Origin of the sequence: Thiomonas arsenitoxydans, assembly GCF_000253115.1 — a bacterium.
Taxonomy (GTDB): domain Bacteria; phylum Pseudomonadota; class Gammaproteobacteria; order Burkholderiales; family Burkholderiaceae_C; genus Thiomonas; species Thiomonas arsenitoxydans.
The window spans coordinates 1-18678 of record NC_014144.1 but is presented as its reverse complement, the minus strand read 5'-3'; the positions used below and the strand labels follow the sequence as shown (position 1 = coordinate 18678).

Sequence of the window (18678 nt, the reverse complement as noted above, 5' to 3'; positions counted from 1 at the left end):
AGCGACCCGACCAGCGGGAGGGCCGCAGGGTTTGCCGCAGGCTTTAGCCTGCTAAAGCCTGCGGCGCGAATGTAGAGCGGGGCCAGAACGACCCCGCTCGGCGCGTCATCCGAGAATTTCGCGCATGCGCTCGGCCAGAACCCAAAGCGCCCGATTGAGTTTCACCCCCTGGTCGATGCCGGTGACTTCGCGGGTCGTGGCGCGGCGTCCGGCGCGGTTGCGTCCAGCTTGCCCGCCCCGCACTAGGTTTTCTTGCACCCGGTTAAAAGTCGTCCACAGATCATCGGCGCGATCATCGAAGCGCCGGGCCTCCAACACCTGCGCGGGCGTCACGGGGGCCGGGCCGTTGGCCTCGTCATAGCGCAGCACAAGGGCGGATTCTGCGAGCGCATGCTGCGCATCACGGGACAAGCCGATGGCTTGCATGCCTTCGCGCGCACTGTCCACCTGGGCGAAGCCATCGACCACGCGAAAAGCGCCCTCGATGACCTCCTGCACCACGTTGCCCTTATGCGGCACGCGGATTTCGTCAACGACATCGCCGCACACCATGCCATTGCTGCAGACAAAGCGGAACACTCCGGCGAGCATCTGATAGCTGCTCGTGCCGTCGTGGGAGTTCAGCAAAATCACCTCGTTGGCCTGCCGCGCGCCCTGCTCACCCGCTCGGCGCAGGCGCATCATGTGCTTGGTGGTTTCGCGGCGGTCGTCCACCCGCACGCGGGTCTGGCAGGCATAGAACGGCTCAAAGCCCTCTTTGCGCAGTCCGTCCAGCACGGTGATGGTGGGAATGTAGGTGTAACGCTGCGAGCGCGATTCGTGCGCGGCCTCGGCGAAGATCGACGGGGCGACGCGGCGGATTTGGTCGTCGGTGAGTGCGGTTTGTGAGCGCACAGACGGGGAAAAGCCAGAAAAACGGGATGCCAACATGGTGATTCCTTTCAGTTCAATAGTGGGTTGTTTGTTGTGGTCTGAAAAACTCGCTCGGTGTCGTGGTGGTGATCCTCCTTTCAGTGCCCGCTGCTTTTTGGTGAGTCCTCGGGGGGTACGGGGGGAACGCCCGTATCGTGAGTGGGTGCGGTGTTGAGTGGGTTCATGGTGTGACCTCCTGTGGGTGGGAAAAAATCTGCTTTTTGGAGCCGCCTCACAGGAAGCCGTAGGGATGCGCGCCCGCAGGGCTGCGGGCGTCGAGAGGGGCTGCAGGGGGGCATGACAGAGCCGGGTGCGCGCAGCGCACCGGGCGGGCCGCTTGCGGCCTGGCGTGACCCCGTGCAAGACCAGCCGGGCGAAGCCGGGCGCAGGCGACCCCGAACAGCCCGCAAGCATCCCGCAGGCTGGGCGGCTCCAAAAAGCAGATTCACCCGCAGGCGATGGAACCCGCCACACCGCACCCACGCGGGCAGGCCGCAGGCCAGCCCGCCCCTGCCCGCAGCGCGGGCCAGCTCAGGTCTGTGGGGCGCGCAAGCGCCCTGCCCGGCTGCGCAGCAGCGGGGCCATTGGGGGTAAGCCATGCGGCTAGGGGGTGCAGGCCCATAGGAGCAGCGCAGCGCCGAGCAAAGCGAGGCCGAGCAGCGCACGGCGGGCCTGCTGCCCCTATTGAGCCTCCACCCCAAAGACTGGCGCGCTTCGCGCCCACGGTCAACCCGCGCGAAGCGCCTGGATGACCATAGGCGTTCGGCGGCACGCGCGCCGCCATTCCTGACGCGGGCGCTGACACGAGGCGGTGCCCTGTCGCGCTTGACAGGCCTTGACAGGCGATCCGTCGGATCGGAGAATCCAAAGCAGAAGTTCCCGCTTCCAGATTTGGATTCTCTCCCGCAAACGGCCCGCAGCCCCAAGCTGCGGGCCGTTTGCGTTCCGGCGTCGGTTGGATGGGCAATGCGGGGGTTCAGTCGTCGGGCATGGGCGGCTCCAAAAAGCAGATTCACCCGCAGGCGATGGAACCCGCCACACCGCACCCACGCGGGCAGGCCGCGGGCCAGCTCAGGTCTGTGGGGCGCGCAAGCGCCCTGCCCGGTCAGGGGCAACCTGTCCGGGCAGGGCTTTGGGGTAAGCCATGCGGCTAGGGGGTGCAGGCCCATAGGAGCAGCGCAGCGCCGAGCTAAGCGAGGCCGAGCAGCGCACGGCGGGCCTGCTGCCCCTATTGAGCCTCCACCCCAAAGACTGGCGCGCTTCGCGCCCACGGCCAACCCGCGCGAAGCGCCTGGATCGGCAGGGGGCCGCTTGCCGCCCCCTGCCCGCCCGGTCAATGGCACCAGTGCGCCCGGCTCCACCAGCGCCCGCCGATCAAAACCCGATCCCGGCTGTCGATGGGCACATACTCATAGGTGCGGTCGTAGCGCAGCGCACGGGCGCTGTCGCCCGCAAACCCGGCCAGATAGAAGCGCCACGGCCCGGCTTGGCTCTCGCTCGATTGAAAGAAGCCCTCGAAATCACGCACGAACCAGCTTGGTTCAATGCCCACGTTCAGGCTCAATGCCGGCGGGTCGATGGGTTGGCCGTTGCCGTCGATGTAGCGTTGCTGGGTGATGTCGTACACCATGACGCGCCCCTCAAGCCGCCGCGCGAATCGCGGCCAGCAAATCAGCGGCCACGGGCGGGCATACGGCATTGCCAAGCAGGTGCATGGCCTCTTTTTTGCGGGCCGGTAGCTTGTAGTCGGCTCGAAAGCCCATTGCCTTGCGCGCCTCGGAGACTTGCAACATACGCATGCGCGGCCCGTCGATCACGGCCCAGCGGTCGCGGGTGGTGAGAGTGCCGATAGGCCGGTCGATGCTGCGCCCGGTCAATCCGCTGCCGCTGCCGTAGTACGGGGCCAGAAACCGCGCGCCATAGGCGCGTCGTCCGGCCTCGATGCGGCGCAGCGTGTGCGCGCTGCGCCCCGGTTCGTCAATCTCGGCCCACGGGTGCAAGTCCCATTCGATGATGTCGCGGGCCGGGACATAGGCCCGGCGCGGCAAGTCCAGCTCCAGGGGATGCTTGGACAAGCTACAGATTAGAAACAGGCGCTCGCGGTGTTGCGGCACGCCATGATCTGCCGAGTCGATCAGATGCGGGGCCACGGCATAACCCAGCCGAAACATGGCGTCGCACCAAGCCGGGTAAAGCGCCCATGCCGTGAAGGCCGGGACGTTTTCAACGATGACAACGGGGCTGCGGTGGTATTCGGCGCAGGCCACGACCGCCCATGCGGTACTGCGCAGCGCGTCATGGTGGGGGCGCTCTTTGCCTCGTGCCGGGCTGTGGCCCTGACAGGCGGGTGACGCCATAAGCACATCATGCGCCGGAACCGCCCGCCAGTCGGCTTGTTCTAAGTCCTGGCAGGCATGCACGGCCTCGGGGTGGTTCGCGCTGTGGCACGCCACGGCGGCGGGCCAGTGGTTCGCCGCCCAGCAGACTTCAACCCCGGCCTGCCGCGCGCCTTCGGTGAACCCGCCAGCGCCCGAAAACAGATCAATCGCTTTCATGTTTTATGTCCCGTTTTCTTCGCGGCCTTGGCCGCGCAATACAAGTCCCAAGCGCCCGGCCCTTCGGTGTGCTGGCAGTATTGACACCAGCGCAGCATGCCCGTAGCCGTCGCCCGCCACTGTGTCAGTCCGCGCCGCCCGCACTGCGGGCAAAGCCCGCGTGCAGGCTTGCGCGCCCCGAAACCCTGTCCAGAGCGCACGCCCACAATCAAGCCCCGGCTTGCGCATCCAGCGCCTTGCGTACCTGCTGCGCCGCATAGATTCCGGCGTTGTTCAGGTGCCGCACCCAGGCGTTACGGGTCGGGCTCCACTTGAACGCATGGCGCTTCAACAGATCGCGCGTGGGCGCGTCGGGTTTGCCGGGAAAGCGCAGCCCCAGGCGGTTGTCATCCACGTCCTCGAAATAGACATAACCCGCCCCCGCCTGCTCCACGTCCGCGCGCTGCTGGCGTTTCTCTATTTCATGGATGCGTTGCTCGATGCGCTTGATGTTCGCAAGGTTGTTCTGCAGCGAATAGGCGGGGATGCCGACGCGGCCCATGTAATCGGGCGTGAACACTTCGGCAATCTGCGCATCAGTCAGGCCCAGCGCAACCATGCCCGCCCGGTCGTTCTTTCGCACCAGCGCATTGATCTTCTTGGCGCGGTCTTGCCACTCTTGCAGCCCGCGCGCCTTGTCGCGTAGTTGCTCGATGGCGTCCGGGTCATCCGACGATATGCCTGCCCCGCCGACCCCCTCGGCCTTGCGCTGGTAATACTCGGCCAGCTTTGCCGCCTTGCAGCTCCGATCCATCGCCCGGTGACTGCGGGCGATCTGCGCCCGGTGCCCGCGCTCGGAGTGATGCCCTACTAGGATGGGCTGGCCGAACGGGATGTTTTCGACAATGCGGTTTGATTCGCGCATCATCGCATCGGAGTAAGCGGCCATCTTTGCCGCCCTAGCCTCATAACGCGCCTTGCGCGCCTCGGCCTTGCTGGCAAACTGCGCCCGCCGTGCCTCCGTGCTGTCCGTTCCATCCTGCCCGCTGCTTTTTGGTGAGCCCTCGGGGGGTACGGGGGGAACGCCCGTATCGTGAGTGGGTGCGGTGTTGAGTGGGTTCATGGTGTGACCTCCTGTGGGTGGGAAAAAATCTGCTTTTTGGAGCCGCCTCACAGGAAGCCGTAGGGATGCGCGCCCGCAGGGCTGCGGGCGTCGAGAGGGGCTGCAGGGGGGCATGACAGAGCCGGGTGCGCGCAGCGCACCGGGCGGGCCGCTTGCGGCCTGGCGTGACCCCGTGCAAGACCAGCCGGGCGAAGCCGGGCGCAGGCGACCCCGAACAGCCCGCAAGCATCCCGCAGGCTGGGCGGCTCCAAAAAGCAGATTCACCCGCAGGCGATGGAACCCGCCACACCGCACCCACGCGGGCAGGCCGCAGGCCAGCCCGCCCCTGCCCGCAGCGCGGGCCAGCTCAGGTCTGTGGGGCGCGCAAGCGCCCTGCCCGGTCAGGGGCAACCTGTCCGGGAGTTAGGGGGAGGCCAAGCAACGCGCGGCGGGGGAGGGTGCAAGCCGTCCCCCAGGAGGCAAGCGCAGCGCGCAGCGCCTACGGCGCGCAGGCGTCAGGGATGGAAGCCCGCAAGGGGCGAGACGGGCGCAGACCGGCTCGATGCGCAGCACGACAGCCCGGCCCGAAAGGGTGACGCACAAATTGACCGCTCACGCGGTATTTGGCCCACAACCGATCAGCTCATTTTCTTGGGATCGAAATAACCCGCCCGAATGCCCTCAAGGATGGCATGAACAGAATACAAATCAGGAGCGTATTCGAAAAAATCGCCACCATTCTGAAGGTAAAGCATATAGCTACCGCCTAACGCACCATCGACCGAATCATCGCACCGAATATAATAATCTTGAATATGAACGGCATAAAAGGAATCCAGCGCCGTCATAATAGATTCGGCGGAATCCTCTAAAGAAAAATCAACGGTTTCCCCAAAATCTGTGACATAGACCTGACGACCGAGGCGCGCATCATAACGTGACATCACTCACTCCTTAAAGATAGGCCCGAAACAGCCATGCCAGGACAACAATGATCGAGACAGCGCCCAGCAAAAACATATGAAAACCAAACTCAAGGATGCGAAGATCGAAACGCAGCTCCCAGCGAATCAGTCCATAGAACAAGCGCAGGAAAGACAGAACGCCGATCAAGCCCGCACCCACAACCATCCAGAGCACAGGGACAGATCGAAGAAACGCCAGCGAATTTAGCATGCTAAAGTTATCCAAGATACCGCAGAGCGCCCAATAACGAGGTGCCAAGATAAACGCAATACATTGCAGCCAAGCCCCAAGCACGGTGCCGCCAAGCCCATGCGATCAAGAGCACGTTCGACGCAATCCACACCAGCCAAGCATCACCAGAACTCGGCAAACGCAGTGCCAGCCACAAAGCCCCCGCAACACCGAGAGCCGCGCCCGAATACTCAATGATTTTGGAGGGGTTCAATCGGTTTCTCCATCAATAATTGGATCGCCGAAGTCAGCTCGGCGAGGCTTGGCATATGCGACAAAGGAATGCGCAACAACACCAGCCCCGCATCCTTAAACGCACGATCTTTGACCTGATCGGCGGCAATGCGACGGGGCAGTGCATGGCTGGAATCATCCAGCTCGATACAGGCCACGATGCAGCCATCAGGCCGACACAACACAAAATCAACGGACATCGGCCCCAGGCGGCGAAACAACGTCCAGAACAGCCGGGTGCCGCGCTGCTCGAACTCGATGATCTGCAACACAGAGACTTGCGTAAACACCACCAGACCGGGCGCAGCGCGCCCGAGTAGCTGGTACAAGCGCCGCTCAGGTGCAGACATCAAAGCGCGCTTACCCCGCAGCGGCCAGCGTCGAAACGGCGAATGCAGGACAACACGCACCAGCAAGGCCAGCACAGCCAGCCCTGCGGCCAGCCCGACCAGACGCCACAGCATCGGGGCCAAATCAATCACGATACCCGCTCAATCAGAAAGTCATCGGCGGTGCGGCCCTTCGCCATTTCCTCGCGCAACCACCGGGGCTTTTGACCGCGCCCCGACCACAGCGCACCGGAGGCGGGATGCCTATACTTCGGCGGTACAGCGACCCCCTTACGGCCAGAGCGGGGCTGGGCCAGCCCGCCAAGATCACTCAGCGTCACACCATATTCGCGCATGATGTCCTTCACGCGCAATACCGCAGCGATTTTTTCTTCTCGCGCCATTGCATCGGCCTGCGCCTGCAAATCCGCAATCTGCTTCATTAAATCCACATAAGACGACATAGTTATCCTCACGTTAAAGAGATAAGTCAGTTAAAATATAAACCAATGAACAGAGTTATGCAAGGAGAACAAAATGGAAAATGATGATGAAGCAACGGCCCGTCGCCGCTGGGCTGGTGAGCAGGCCACGGCGAATTGCAAGATAGAGGGATTTGAACCGAGCGCGCGTTTCCTCGAACAATCCGAGCGCATCGTTCGCGGCGAAATCACACCCGAACAAGCCATTGAAGAAATCAAGGCGCGAATAAGAGAGCGCCATGCCAACAATGGCAACAGAAAATAGCGAAGCGCCATTCGACACCTGGGAATCGTATTTTATCCCAGGCACACAGACCCTCAAAAACAAGCTCGGCATCCGAGACGCCGCCGAGCTGCGCTCGGAAGAATATGAGATAACGGAGCGTCGCCTTCGAGAGATCGAACAAAACCCGGTATCCGGGAACTATGACCTCGATCACCTCAAGGCGATCCACAAGCATATTTTTCAGGATGTTTATGAATGGGCGGGACAAATCCGATCGGTGGGCATTGCGAAGGGAAACAGCGAGTTTGCCCGCCCCGAATACATCGAGAGCGAAGGCAAAAAACTAAGCCGCGCGCTCGCCGAAGATAAGGACATCAACCAGCCACCGGATAAACGGGCGTTTGTGGAACGCCTGGCCGATCACTATTCGGACTGGAACGCGCTGCACCCCTTCCGAGAAGGAAACGGGCGAAGCACGCGGGTTTTCATGGAATCGGTCGCCCGCCGTGCGGGCTATAGCCTCGACCAGCGCCGGATTGATGCGGTGAAAGATCGGTGGAACCACGCGGCCAGCCAAAGCATGGCGGGCCAACTGGAGCCGATCAAGCAGATATTCATGGAAGCGGTGCGCCCACAAAGGGCCGTCGATTTTGAGAGCCTGCCGCGTGATGCCGCGTTGAAACACCATCCCGAACTGCGCGACAGCTTCATGCTGCTGCGCATCGAGCGCGCCCAGCTCGCCCTAGCACACCCGACCAATCCGCAGGCCGTCGATCATTTCATGCGGCAAAAGAGGGGTTCGGGGAGCAATGGAACAGCCAACCGACTTAAGCGCTCGGCATCACCAGTAGCGGTCAGTCCCATCCATGCGGGCATCGCTTTCCGAGAAGCAGTTGCGGTCGTCCGCCTCGCTTGAGATGTCACCCAGCAGCTCGTGCATGCGCTTGTCGAGGTCGTCATCACTGCTGTAGGGCACCTTCAGTTCGTACTCGCCACTGGGTAGCCGCTGGCCGTCGTACTCCGACAAGCAGTAGCGCTCGATGTCCTCACGGGCGCGCTTCTTGCCGCGCACGAACTTGCTGTTGTTTTCGATGCGCAGCGTCAGCCGGATCGTGGCGACCTTCGGCGGATCAGCCTCGCCAGCACTCGTCGATGGGCCTGGCTGGCCCCGCGCCGGTTTCTTGTAGGGGCCGATCTCGACGCCGCGATGCCGTAGGTAGCTGTACAGCGTGCTCTTGGACACATGCAGCTTCTGCGCGATGGCAGCCACCGACAGCTTGCGCTCGCGGTACAGCGTGTCGGCGGCCAGCGCCGTCGCCTCGGCCTGCGGCGTCAAACCTTTGGGCCGCCCACCGACCCGTCCGCGCGCCCGTGCCGCCGTCAGTCCGGCCTGCGTGCGCTCGCGGATCAGCTCGCGCTCGAACTCCGCGAGCGAGGCGAACAGGTTGAACACGAGCCGCCCCTGGGCGCTGGTGGTGTCGATTGGGTCGTTCAGGCTCAGCAGCCCGACCTTGCGTTCCATCAGGCTGCCGACCAGTTCAACCAGGTGCTTGAGCGAACGCCCCATGCGGTCGAGCTTCCAGATCACCAGCACGTCGCCGGCTCGCAACTGACCCAGCAACTCGTCGAGCGCCGGCCGCGCGGTCTTCGCGCCGCTCGCCACGTCCTGGTAGACGCGCTCGCAACCGGCCGCCTTGAGGGCGTCCACCTGCAAGTCTGATTTCTGGTCGCGCGTGGAAACGCGGGCGTAGCCGATCTTCATGCTTAGAGTCTGCTTTACTCGTTGAAAGAGAATAATATCGAACTTTGATTCATCAAACCACAAAGTTAGACGAATTGCGGTGCTTCACCGTTTGCCCGTCAGGTCGCGCGGCAGAGTCTTGTAAAACGAAGGTTTTATCGAACCGTTGCCAGTGACGGCTATAGGGTGTATAAACACCTATGCACCCAAACACCGTACTGGAGGGCGTTATGAACACCGTTCGCTGGAACATCGCCGTGTCGCCGGACGTAGATCAGTCCGTGCGCATGTTCATCGCCGCGCAGGGCGGCGGCCGCAAGGGCGACCTGTCGCGCTTCATCGAGGAAGCTGTGCGCGCCTACCTGCTGGAGCGCGCCGTCGATCAGGCCAAGACGGCTGCGGCCAGCATGAGCGAAACCGAACTGACCGACCTCATCGACGAGGCTGTGCAATGGGCGCGTGAGCACTGATGCGCGTCATCCTTGACACCAACGTGCTGCTCGGTGCGCTGATTTCGCCCCATGGGCCACCCGATGCGATCTATCGCGCCTGGCGCGCGGCGCGTTTCGAGCTGGTGACATCGGCGGCACAGCTCGACGAGTTGCGGCGAGTGAGCCGCTACCCCAAACTCAAGACCATCTTGCCCGCGCACCGCGTCGGCACGATGGTCAACAACATGCAGCGCGCCATCGTTTTGGCGCAACTGCCGCCACTGCCGGATGGCATCGAGGCGAATGATCCGAACGATGCGTTCCTGCTGGCGATGGCCTTGGGCGGCGAGGCCGACTACCTGGTGACAGGCGACCGCCGCGCCGGGCTGCTGCAACGCGGCAGCATCGGGCGCACGCGCATCGTCACGCCGGCCACCTTCTGCGCCGAGGCGCTTTGAGCCATGCCGGTCAGCTTCCTGTCCACCACGCAACGGGAACGCTACGGCCGCTATCCAGAGACGCTTTCCAGCGAAGAACTGGCGCGCTACTTCCACCTGGACGACGATGACCGCGAGTGGATCGCCACCAAGCGGCGCGACAGCCACCGACTGGGCTATGCGCTGCAACTGACCACGGCTCGCTTTCTCGGCACCTTCCTGGAAGACCCGGCCGCCGTGCCCGGTGCGGTACTGCATACGCTGTCGTCCCAGCTCGGCATCGCCGACCCCGACTGCGTGCTGGCCTACCGCGAGAGCGAGCAACGCTGGCGGCACACGACCGAGATTCGTGCCCGCTACGGCTATCGTGAATTTGCCGACGGCGGCGTGCAGTTCCGCCTTGGCCGGTGGCTATGCGCGCTGTGCTGGACGGGCACCGACCGGCCGAGCGCGCTGTTCGATTACGCCAACGGCTGGCTGGTCGGTCACAAGGTGCTGCTGCCCGGCGTCACGGTGCTGGAACGCTTCATCGCTGAAGTGCGCTCGCGCATGGAGTCGCGCCTGTGGCGTCTGCTCGTGCGCGGCGTGACGGCTGCACAGCGGCAGCGACTCGATGATCTGCTCAAGCCCGCCGAAGGCAGCCGCCAGTCCTGGCTGGATCGATTGCGCAAGGGGCCAGTGCGCGTCAGCGCTCCGGCGCTCGTGTTGGCCTTGCTGCGCATCGAGACCGTGCGCGGCCTGGGCATCAGGCTGCCTGGCACCCATGTGCCGCCGAGCCGCATCGCGGCACTGGCCCGCTTCGCCAGCACCGTCAAGGTGTCCGCCGTGGCCCGGCTGCCGGAAGCGCGGCGCATCGCCACGCTGGTGGCCTTCGTGCATTGCCTGGAAGCCAGCGCGCAGGACGACGCCCTCGATGTGCTCGACCTGCTGCTACGCGAACTGTTCACCAAGGCCGAGAAGGAAGACCGCAAGGTCAGGCAGCGCTCGCTCAAGGATCTGGATCGGGCCGCCTCGACGCTGGCCGAGGCTTGCCGGATGCTGCTCGATCCGGCCTTGCCGGACGGCGAACTGCGCGAGCGCGTCTATGCCGCCATCGGCCGCGATGAACTGGCCCAGGCGCTCAATGAGGTTCGCGGCCTGGTGCGTCCGCCAAACGATGTGTTCTATACCGAGCTGGAGGCCCGCAAGGCCACCGTTTCGCGTTTCCTGCCGACGTTGCTGCGCGTCATCCGCTTCGACGCCAATCCGGCCGCGCAGCCTTTGGCGCAGGCGTTGCAATGGCTGCATGAGAAGCCCGACCATGATCCGCCTACGGCCATCGTCGGCAAGGCGTGGCAGCGCCATGTCGTGCAGGATGACGGCCGCATCAATGCCACGGCCTATTCGTTCTGCGCGCTCGACAAGCTGCGCAGCGCGATTCGCCGCCGCGACGTGTTCATCAGCCCGAGTTGGCGCTACGCCGATCCACGCGCCGGGCTGCTGGCCGGGGCCGAGTGGGAGGCCGCGCGGCCCATCGTCTGCCGCTCGCTGGGCCTGACGGCGCAGCCCGAGGCTACGTTGTCCGCGCTGACGCGCGAACTGGACGAGACCTACCGGCGCGTCGCCGCACGCCTGCCCGAGAACGACGCAGTGCGCTTCGAGACAGTCGGCGACAAGACCGAACTGGTGCTCAGCCCCTTGGAGGCGCTGGAAGAACCGGCTTCGCTGATCGCGCTGCGCAACGAGATCAAGGCGCGCATGCCGCGTGTCGATCTGCCGGAAATCCTATTGGAAGTCGCCGCGCGCACCGGCTGCATGGAGGCGTTCACGCACCTGACCGAGCGCACCGCACGCGCGGCCGATCTGACCACCAGCCTGTGCGCGGTGCTGATGGCCGAGGCCTGCAACACCGGCCCCGAACCGCTCGTGCGGCAGGACTCCCCGGCGCTCAGGCGCGACCGGCTGATGTGGGTCGATCAGAACTACGTGCGCGACGACACGTTGATCGCCTGCAACGCCGTGCTGGTGGCGGCGCAGAACCGCATCGCGCTGGCCCGCGCCTGGGGCGGCGGCGACGTGGCCTCGGCGGACGGCATGCGCTTCGTGGTGCCGGTGCGCACCATCCACGCCGCGCCGAACCCGAAATACTTCAATCGCGGGCGCGGCGTCACCTGGTACAACCTGCTGTCCGATCAATGCACCGGGCTGAACGCCATCACCGTTCCCGGCACGCTGCGCGACAGCCTGGTCTTGCTGGCGGTTGTGTTGGAGCAGCAGACCGAATTGCAGCCGACGCAGATCATGACCGACACCGGCGCGTACAGCGACGTGGTGTTTGGTTTGTTCCGTCTCTCCGGCTACCGTTTCTGCCCACGCCTGGCCGACGTTGGCGGAACGCGCTTCTGGCGCGTGGACGCCGAGGCCGACTATGGCGACCTCAATACACTGGCACGGCAGCGCGTGAACCTCGACCGCATCACGCCGCATTGGGATGACGTGCTGCGCCTGGTCGGCTCGCTCAAACTCGGCATGGTGCCGGCGATGGGCATCATGCGCACCTTGCAGGTCGATGAGCGGCCCACCAGCCTGGCGCAGGCCATCGCCGAAATCGGCCGCATCGACAAGACCATCCATACGCTGAACTTCATCGACGACGAGGCCCGCCGCCGCGCCACGTTGCTGCAATTGAATCTCGGCGAAGGCCGCCACAGCCTGGCGCGCGAAGTCTTCCACGGCAAGCGCGGCGAGCTGTTCCAGCGTTACCGCGAAGGGCAGGAGGACCAGTTGAGCGCGCTCGGCCTGGTCGTCAACATGATCGTGCTGTGGAACACGCTGTACATGGACGCGGTGCTCGCGCAGTTGCGCAGCGAGGGCTACCGGGTGAAGCCCGAGGACGAGGCTCGGCTGTCGCCGTTCGGCCATGAGCACATCAACATGCTTGGACGCTACTCGTTCTCGGTGCCGGAGGCGGTCGCCCGTGGCGAGCTGCGACCCCTGAGCAGGAAGGACGACGTTTGAGCCGCTTCAAGCCTATCCGCAGCATCCTTGCTGCTGCTGGATAGGCGGGCACGGCACCGAGCCGAACGAACAGAACACGCAGCAGTCGCCGGGCTTGGGGCGCAGCAGCGCGTGGCACGCCGGGCACTCGTCGTAGAACTGGCAGGCATCCGTCGGCATGGTCTTCTGCCAAGCGTGCCCGCAGTGCGGGCAGGTCAGCACAGATTCGAGAATGATGGTCATCTCGGCATCACTTCTGCACGGCGGACGGGTAGCCCGCGTTGGTCGTGGCCTTGGTCAGCGCTTCCGGCTGGGCCTTGTCCGGGTCGTAGGTGACGGTGGCTGTTTTTTTGTCGAAATCGACCTGTACTGCGCTGACGCCAGCTACCTTCTCCAGCGATTTCTTGACCGTGATCGGGCACAGCGGACAGGTCATGTTCTGGACGGCCAGTGTGACCGTTTTCGACGGCGCGGCCAGCACCGTGAACGGCAAGGCAACCAGTAGAGCGATGAGTAATTTGCGCATGGCGGACTCCTTTCAGTAGAACAACGGGGCCAGCCACGGCACGGCCAGCAGGGCGAGCAACAGGATGGCAACGATCCAGAAGGTGAGCCGTTGCCGGCGGCGCGTGCGCGGATCGGCGCAGGGCGTGCCTGGGGTGCAGACCTGCTGCACCAGGTAAAGCTTGCGGAAGGCCAGGCCGAGAAACAGCAGCGTCAAGCCAATGAAGAACGGCCGGTACGGCTCCATTGCCGTCAGGCTGCCGACCCAGGTGCCGCCGATGCCCAGGGCCAGCAGCACGAGCGGTCCGACGCAGCACACCGATGCGCCGATGGCGGCGAGGATGCCTGCGACCAATGAGCTTTTGCCGGTGAGTGATGCCATGCCGATTCCTTGAACTTGTGCGCCCAAGTACTACTCTACATTCCGTACCTAAGTACGGAATCAAGGGGAATTTGCATGGGCGCAGACCTGACCATCGGCAAGCTGGCGGACGCTGCCGGAGTGAACATCGAGACGATCCGCTATTACCAGCGGCGCGGGCTGCTGGATGAACCGGCCAAGCCGCTGGGCGGCCATCGGCGCTATCCGGCAGGGGAGGCCAAGCGGGTGCGCTTCATCAAGCGGGCGCAGGCGCTGGGCTTCACGCTGGATGAAGTCGGCATGCTGCTGACGCTGGACTCGGCGTGTGGCTGCTCGGACACGCGGGCGCTGGCCGCCCGAAAGCAGGGACTGATCGAGCGAAAGATGGCCGACCTGACGGCCATGTACCAAGCGCTGGGCGATCTGATCCAGCAATGCGATACCGGTGGCAGCACAAGGCCGTGCCCGATCATCGACGTGCTGGAGCGTGACTGACCACCTCCGGCTTTCCCTTGCCAGGGCTTAAGTCGGTTGGCTGTTCCATTGCTCCCCGAACCCCAAAGACCACGGAAATTCTGCGCGGGCTCGACATGGGCAAAGTTCCCACGCTCACCCCGGAGCAGAAACGCAACGCCGACGCGGCCAGCGCCTTTCTCGGCAAGAGCCCGCGCGAAGCGGCGCAAGAACACCCGGCCCTGGCTGGGCCGCTCGCCACGCTCGGCGCGTACAAAGCCGCGCTCGATGCGCAAGGCATTGAACAGGCGCAGCGTGAACAGGCGCTCACGAACATGCGGCAAGCCTTGGCCGATCACATCTTGACCGGGCAATATCGCAGCGTGCAAATGCAGCAGATGCGGTTTCAACCGCGCAGCGACGCCTCCGAAGCCACGAACGAACAAAGCCCACTTTAGCGCGCTAAAGTGCCCGACCCCGGACGCCTCCCGCATACCCCCCGTTGTTTGCCAGCCGTCTTGAGTTGCGGGGGGTGCCGCCGTAGGCGGGGGGCCGCTAGGCCCACGGGGGGGCGAGGGGGCGAACGAAGCGAAGCGCAGTGAGGACGGGGGGGCGGTAGCCCCCGCCCCCTGGGGCGCACAAGCCCGTAGGGCGTTGCTCCCCAGGCCGCAGGCATGGGGGCTCGAAAAGGGGTGAAGGCCGTAGGCCGAGGGGCGTAGCCCCTGGGGGGTGCCGGGCGGGGAGCGCGAAGCGCGGGCGAAGCGCCGTAGGCGCGTAGGAGCTGGCGGGGGCGTAGCCCCCAAGAAGCGGTGCGTTTCCTTTCTTTAGGTTAAAAAACGGTTAAAAAGACGGTTAGCGCCCGCGAAAAATCCCATTTTCTGCAGAAAAATCAAGAACATGGATAACCTGTGCGTATGTCATCCGTCACGCTTCTGCATGTCATCCGTCACGCTTCTGCATGTCATCCGTCACGCAATGGGGTGATTTTTTGTGTCCCTGCATGTCATCCGTCACGCTTTATCCACAAACTGCATGTCAAACGTCACGGAATGAATACTCAAGGTTACACAATTAGCGTTTAGAGGTAAGTTATCCACAGAAACGCCGGGACGAGGCCGACGTTAGGCCAAAAATCGTGACGTTTGACATGCAGTCGGCAAGAGTGGCGCATGTCATCCGTCACGCGCTGCATGTCATCCGTCACGCCATGCCTGCATTTCTGTGGATAGGTGCGCTTTCAAGGGGGCAACCCCGCACCAGCCCTCCGTTTTCGGCTGTGCCGTGACGTTTGACATGCGCCCTAATCGCTCGCGCAACAGATTTGATCGTTGCCGTCGAGCGAGACAATCGCGGCAATCTTGGCGGCTTGCACCTCCGCGCAAGCCTTTTTGACCGTCTGCCTCCAGCTTCTTGCATCGGACGTTGTTGACCCGCACATTTGCCGAAACCGCTCCAACGTCAGAGGGAACGGGTATTTGTGGCTTTCGATGTAATCCGCCAGTCGGCGCGCGACCGGCGAAAGGTTGCGGTAGGCTTCCCAGCGATGGCTGGTGAAGGTATTGCCCGCGAACAAGGCGATCAAGTTGGGATCAATCCACACGCGGAAATGCGTCGGCTTGCCTTCTTCATCGTTAAGCGCGGTGTATTTTTGAATCAGCGATATAGAGCCGCTGCGCCCGTAGGCTTTGGAGTTCAGGGCCAGGACTTCATTGGCCCTTAGCCTCGAAATGCACTCTCGGGCGCGGTCATAGTTGCGTCCGTTTTTGTGCCAGCCAACCTCGGCCACCAGGTCTTTGATTGAGAAATCGAACGGCTCTCCGAGCGCAATACCTTTGCCATAATTCAGAATTTGTAGCCAAACAAGTTCATCATCCTCGGCGCGCAGCTCGATGCCGGTGTAGAGGATGGAAACATGCTCGTTGTAGTGAAATAGCTTTTCGCGCATGAGGGTTCGGCGCGGCTCTCTCTTGTTGCGCGCGGTGAAAATCGCCGAACGCGCATACTCGTTCGGGATATGCCGCAAGTCCTCACGAACACCAATCTCTTTCGGAAAAATCAGATCAAGCTGGAACTGCCCGCTGGGCGTGATGCCCTTGCTGTTCAGGTACGCATTGCGCCGCATGCGGTCGATAGGCGTTTCATCCGGCTTTTTGGCGTCGGTCGGCCCGCCGCTGTCCACATCTTCGGATTTCTGATTCTTGCTCATGGGTTTGAACGCTCCGTAGGCCACCACCGCATCAGCGCCTCGCGTGTCTCGGCCCGTAGGGTTTGCAGATCGACGGTCTGCAGGTTCAGCGCCAGGACACGGGCATACACATCGGCGATTTTCGCCGCATCGGGGCACATCGCATATTCGGGCGGCGCAGTGGGATTGGCCTGCGCGCAGCGCATCCAGGCCCGCTCGATGTCGCCCGCCCCGACTTCACTCGTGGTCATCGCGTTGCCCTCCTTTGAGCGCCGCCAGTCGGCGGGCATGTTCTCTCTGCATCGTTTCTGCCGCCTCATCGACCAGCGCCCGAACCCCCGGCAGCACGGATTCGGGAACAACCAGGTGCAGCGACACCCAGCCGGGCGGCAACCCGTGCCGCGTATCGACCTGCACGCTTGCGCTCGGTGAGCTTGCATCGGGGGCCGCTCCCGTGGATTCATCGACCGCGCGCCAGCCTTTGGCAACCGCTTTGCTCAAGGCACTGAGCGCCACGCCCGGCATTGCCGCCGCCTCGACCCAGCGCATCCCGTCAACCATGACGCAGCGCACGGCCTCCATGCGCGCCGGATCGAGGCGCTGCAGGCGCGGCTTGACGATCCGCTCGAACACCTCCGGGCTGATGCGCCGAACGACCCGGCGCACCGGCCTTCTGGCTTGATCGCTCATTGCTCATCGCCTGCAGACAAGAGGATGTCGATGACATCAAACGGTCGCCCGGCCAAGCCGTTCACCCAGGCCACCATCGCCGCCCCTTGCTTTCCCCAGCCGGAAAAAACCCCGTCGCGCACAAACTTGACCAGCGTTTCAGCGGGCTTCAAGCAGCAGTGTTCGCCCTGCGCGTAATAAGCGCGCAAGTGCGCGCTGATGGCGTCGGCGCGTCCCTCCGGCAAAGACCGCAGCCACGCATTCACGCCCTCACGGCTCCGATCGCGCTCAATGCGCAGCAGATAAACGTGCAACACCATGACCGGATCGACCTCGCCGCTCTCATCCCCCGCACCAGCCCGGCCTGCGCTCGTGTCAACCCCGGCAGGCTTCACCAGTGCGGCGCGCGCGCCTTCCCGGCCCTTGGCGTCCTTGGCCGTGCGCGCCGCACTGCGCGCGACTTCGCGCGCCTTGCCTTTGGGTGCGGCCTTGAGTTGCCGCACGACCTCGGCGGCCGCAGTCGCCCCGCTCTGGCGCTCGACGGTCGAAACGGCGGCAATGACGGCCAGGTCAGACGATAGGTTGTCGTCCACGACCGTTTGCGCAACAGGCGGCAGGTTCAGCAGCATCATTTGCTGCGATACCCAGCCGGGCGATTTCCCGAAATGCCGCGCCGCGGCCTCGGCGCTGCCCAGCGTCTCGGCCATCTGCGCCACCATGCGCGCCTGATCCATCTGCGAAAGGTTTTCGCGGTGGATGTTCTCGGCGGCTTGGATCGCCGCCGCGTCGGTGTCGCTGATGGTGCGGATCACCGCCCGCACTTGCTCGCGGCCCAGCTCGCGCAGCGCGCGGCACCGGCGCTCACCGGCCACCAGCACATAAGGCAGCGCCGCCCCCGCCTCGGCCCGGCGCACGATCACCGGCACCGCCTGCCCGATGTCGGCGATGGATCGGGCCAGCTCGGCGATGGATTCCGCATCGAACTCCTGGCGGCTCTGCGCGCGAATCTCGATGTCATCGAGGTCGAGCAGGCTCCACTGATCCGCGTTGGGGTCGAACATGGCCGCGAAGCTGGCCGGGTTGCTCGCGGGAATCAGCGCGTCGGCCTTGCGTCCGCCGAAAAGGGATTTAGCCATTTTGTTGCACTCCTGCTTTATCGAGGATGGAATCACACGCGCGCTGCCATTCACGCGCTGCGGCCAGATGCGAACTGCCCTTCGTGCCCAGCCAGACGATGCGCCCGGCGTCTGCGGCCCGCTGTACCGCGTTGCGTTGCATCAGCACATCAGGCAGCACTGCCGCGCCATGCGCCACGCGCAGCGCGTGCAGTCGCGCCAGGCTCACGGCGCTGCGCGAATTGATCTTGACCGGCTGGATGCCGAGAACTTGCAACTGCGGGTTTGCGCTCTGCCGCACCTTGTCGATGGTTTGGGAAACCGCCTGCGCCCCGTCCAGCTCCATGCGTCCGGTCGAGGTCGGGATGACCACGGCATTCGCCCCGGCCAGCCCGCCGAACAGCAGCGAACCGCCTCCGGGCGGGGTGTCGATCACGCAAACGTCATAACCTGCGCCCACGGCGCGCAGTGCCGCGCGCAGATGCCGCCCTGCGGCGAGGGCGTCGGCCTTGTCGGCGTCGGTCAGTCGGATGTCGGCGCGCAGCAGCGCCAGGCGCTCGGTCAGCGTGTCGGGCGCATAGGCCGAACCGTTGAACAGGCTGGCCGCTGCAGCGGTATCGCCCCCCTGCCCCGCCCCGTCGAAATACCGGGTCAGGGAGGCTTGCGAATCCAGGTCGATCATCAGCACGCGCGCCCCGCGCTCATGGGCGCGGCACGCCAGATGCACGGCCAGGGTGGTTTTTCCGACCCCGCCTTTTTGATTGGCAACCACAATCGTTTTCATGGTGGA

Annotated in this window: 24 protein-coding genes; 7 read left to right on the top strand and 17 right to left on the bottom strand. The window is 64.1% G+C overall.

Going from position 1 to position 18678, the window contains the following annotated elements; translation table 11 throughout:
• Positions 1-105: 105 nt before the first annotated feature.
• From THI_RS17785 to THI_RS17755, 8 genes are all read right to left on the bottom strand, one after another.
• The gene (locus THI_RS17785; protein ID WP_020909892.1) at positions 106-930 is read right to left on the bottom strand and encodes a DUF932 domain-containing protein; all 825 of its coding nucleotides are present in this window, start codon (positions 928-930) and stop codon (positions 106-108) included.
• A gap of 1315 nt (positions 931-2245) precedes the next feature.
• Positions 2246-2542 (bottom strand): hypothetical protein, encoded by a 297-nt coding sequence (locus tag THI_RS17780; RefSeq protein ID WP_020909890.1) that lies wholly within the window; start codon positions 2540-2542, stop codon positions 2246-2248.
• A gap of 10 nt (positions 2543-2552) precedes the next feature.
• On the bottom strand, positions 2553-3467 hold the full coding sequence (locus THI_RS17775; protein WP_020909889.1) for a DNA cytosine methyltransferase: 915 nt from the start codon (positions 3465-3467) through the stop codon (positions 2553-2555).
• A gap of 208 nt (positions 3468-3675) precedes the next feature.
• Complete coding sequence (locus THI_RS17770; RefSeq protein WP_083829890.1) at positions 3676-4569, bottom strand: DUF3560 domain-containing protein; 894 nt, start codon at positions 4567-4569, stop codon at positions 3676-3678.
• Positions 4570-5186: 617 nt separating this feature from the next.
• A complete protein-coding gene (locus tag THI_RS19005) occupies positions 5187-5492 on the bottom strand; it encodes a hypothetical protein (RefSeq protein WP_020909887.1) in 306 nt (101 codons plus the stop codon).
• Positions 5493-5502: 10 nt separating this feature from the next.
• A complete protein-coding gene (locus THI_RS18220; RefSeq protein WP_050986082.1) occupies positions 5503-5724 on the bottom strand; it encodes a hypothetical protein in 222 nt (73 codons plus the stop codon).
• A 212-nt stretch (positions 5725-5936) separates the two neighbouring features.
• Complete coding sequence (locus tag THI_RS17760) at positions 5937-6404, bottom strand: DUF2726 domain-containing protein (protein WP_157869597.1); 468 nt, start codon at positions 6402-6404, stop codon at positions 5937-5939.
• A 53-nt stretch (positions 6405-6457) separates the two neighbouring features.
• Entirely contained in the window at positions 6458-6772 is a 315-nt protein-coding gene (locus THI_RS17755; protein WP_020909883.1) for an H-NS histone family protein, read from the bottom strand.
• 73 nt (positions 6773-6845) lie between these two features.
• Between THI_RS17755 and THI_RS18995 the strand changes: the two genes are divergently transcribed.
• Together THI_RS18995 and THI_RS18215 are read left to right on the top strand one after the other, a co-directional pair.
• On the top strand, positions 6846-7055 hold the full coding sequence (locus THI_RS18995) for an antitoxin VbhA family protein (protein ID WP_020909882.1): 210 nt from the start codon (positions 6846-6848) through the stop codon (positions 7053-7055).
• Positions 7030-7932 carry a Fic/DOC family protein gene (locus THI_RS18215; RefSeq protein WP_083829888.1) on the top strand — a complete coding sequence of 301 codons (903 nt, stop codon included), beginning with the start codon at positions 7030-7032 and terminating at the stop codon, positions 7930-7932. Before THI_RS18995 ends, THI_RS18215 begins: the two co-directional genes overlap by 26 nt.
• Here the strand turns inward: THI_RS18215 and THI_RS17740 are convergent.
• Positions 7858-8778, bottom strand: a complete 921-nt coding sequence (locus tag THI_RS17740) for a recombinase family protein (protein ID WP_020909880.1) — start codon at positions 8776-8778, stop codon at positions 7858-7860. The genes THI_RS18215 and THI_RS17740 overlap by 75 nt on opposite strands.
• Positions 8779-8987: 209 nt before the next feature.
• Between THI_RS17740 and THI_RS17735 the strand changes: the two genes are divergently transcribed.
• Genes THI_RS17735 through THI_RS17725 form a run of 3 tightly spaced genes read left to right on the top strand, consistent with a single transcriptional unit; the run spans position 8988 to position 12622 of the window.
• Entirely contained in the window at positions 8988-9227 is a 240-nt protein-coding gene (locus tag THI_RS17735) for a ribbon-helix-helix domain-containing protein (RefSeq protein WP_020909879.1), read from the top strand.
• The gene (locus tag THI_RS17730; RefSeq protein WP_020909878.1) at positions 9227-9646 is read left to right on the top strand and encodes a putative toxin-antitoxin system toxin component, PIN family; all 420 of its coding nucleotides are present in this window, start codon (positions 9227-9229) and stop codon (positions 9644-9646) included. The genes THI_RS17735 and THI_RS17730 overlap by 1 nt, the downstream gene beginning before the upstream one ends.
• Before the next feature lie 3 nt (positions 9647-9649).
• A complete protein-coding gene (locus THI_RS17725; protein WP_020909877.1) occupies positions 9650-12622 on the top strand; it encodes a Tn3-like element ISAzs17 family transposase in 2973 nt (990 codons plus the stop codon).
• A 12-nt stretch (positions 12623-12634) separates the two neighbouring features.
• Here THI_RS17725 and THI_RS17720 read toward each other — a convergent pair whose 3' ends face one another.
• The 3 genes from THI_RS17720 to THI_RS17710 are packed head-to-tail and all read right to left on the bottom strand — an operon-like array spanning position 12635 to position 13493.
• Positions 12635-12844 (bottom strand): GDCCVxC domain-containing (seleno)protein, encoded by a 210-nt coding sequence (locus tag THI_RS17720; RefSeq protein ID WP_020909876.1) that lies wholly within the window; start codon positions 12842-12844, stop codon positions 12635-12637.
• A 7-nt stretch (positions 12845-12851) separates the two neighbouring features.
• A complete protein-coding gene (gene merP, locus THI_RS17715) occupies positions 12852-13127 on the bottom strand; it encodes a mercury resistance system periplasmic binding protein MerP (RefSeq protein WP_020909875.1) in 276 nt (91 codons plus the stop codon).
• Between the two features lie 12 nt (positions 13128-13139).
• The gene (locus tag THI_RS17710) at positions 13140-13493 is read right to left on the bottom strand and encodes a mercuric transporter MerT family protein (protein ID WP_041609413.1); all 354 of its coding nucleotides are present in this window, start codon (positions 13491-13493) and stop codon (positions 13140-13142) included.
• 69 nt (positions 13494-13562) lie between these two features.
• Here THI_RS17710 and merR point away from each other — a divergent pair, with 69 nt between their 5' ends.
• Both merR and THI_RS17700 read left to right on the top strand, forming a co-directional pair.
• Positions 13563-13961 (top strand): mercury resistance transcriptional regulator MerR, encoded by a 399-nt coding sequence (gene merR / locus THI_RS17705; protein ID WP_020909873.1) that lies wholly within the window; start codon positions 13563-13565, stop codon positions 13959-13961.
• A 95-nt stretch (positions 13962-14056) separates the two neighbouring features.
• A complete protein-coding gene (locus tag THI_RS17700) occupies positions 14057-14377 on the top strand; it encodes a hypothetical protein (RefSeq protein ID WP_020909872.1) in 321 nt (106 codons plus the stop codon).
• A gap of 842 nt (positions 14378-15219) precedes the next feature.
• Here the strand turns inward: THI_RS17700 and trfA are convergent.
• From trfA to THI_RS17675, 5 genes are read right to left on the bottom strand one after another with little or no spacing between them, the layout of a single operon-like run.
• On the bottom strand, positions 15220-16125 hold the full coding sequence (gene trfA / locus THI_RS17695) for a plasmid replication initiator TrfA (protein ID WP_020909870.1): 906 nt from the start codon (positions 16123-16125) through the stop codon (positions 15220-15222).
• Complete coding sequence (locus THI_RS17690) at positions 16122-16355, bottom strand: DUF3717 domain-containing protein (protein WP_020909869.1); 234 nt, start codon at positions 16353-16355, stop codon at positions 16122-16124. The genes trfA and THI_RS17690 overlap by 4 nt, the downstream gene beginning before the upstream one ends.
• A complete protein-coding gene (locus tag THI_RS17685; RefSeq protein ID WP_020909868.1) occupies positions 16342-16794 on the bottom strand; it encodes a hypothetical protein in 453 nt (150 codons plus the stop codon). The genes THI_RS17690 and THI_RS17685 overlap by 14 nt, the downstream gene beginning before the upstream one ends.
• Positions 16791-17909, bottom strand: coding sequence for a ParB/RepB/Spo0J family partition protein (locus THI_RS18210; protein WP_020909867.1), 1119 nt, complete (start codon positions 17907-17909; stop codon positions 16791-16793). The genes THI_RS17685 and THI_RS18210 overlap by 4 nt, the downstream gene beginning before the upstream one ends.
• Entirely contained in the window at positions 17902-18672 is a 771-nt protein-coding gene (locus THI_RS17675) for a ParA family protein (protein ID WP_020909866.1), read from the bottom strand. The genes THI_RS18210 and THI_RS17675 overlap by 8 nt, the downstream gene beginning before the upstream one ends.
• Between the last annotated feature and the right edge of the window lie 6 nt (positions 18673-18678).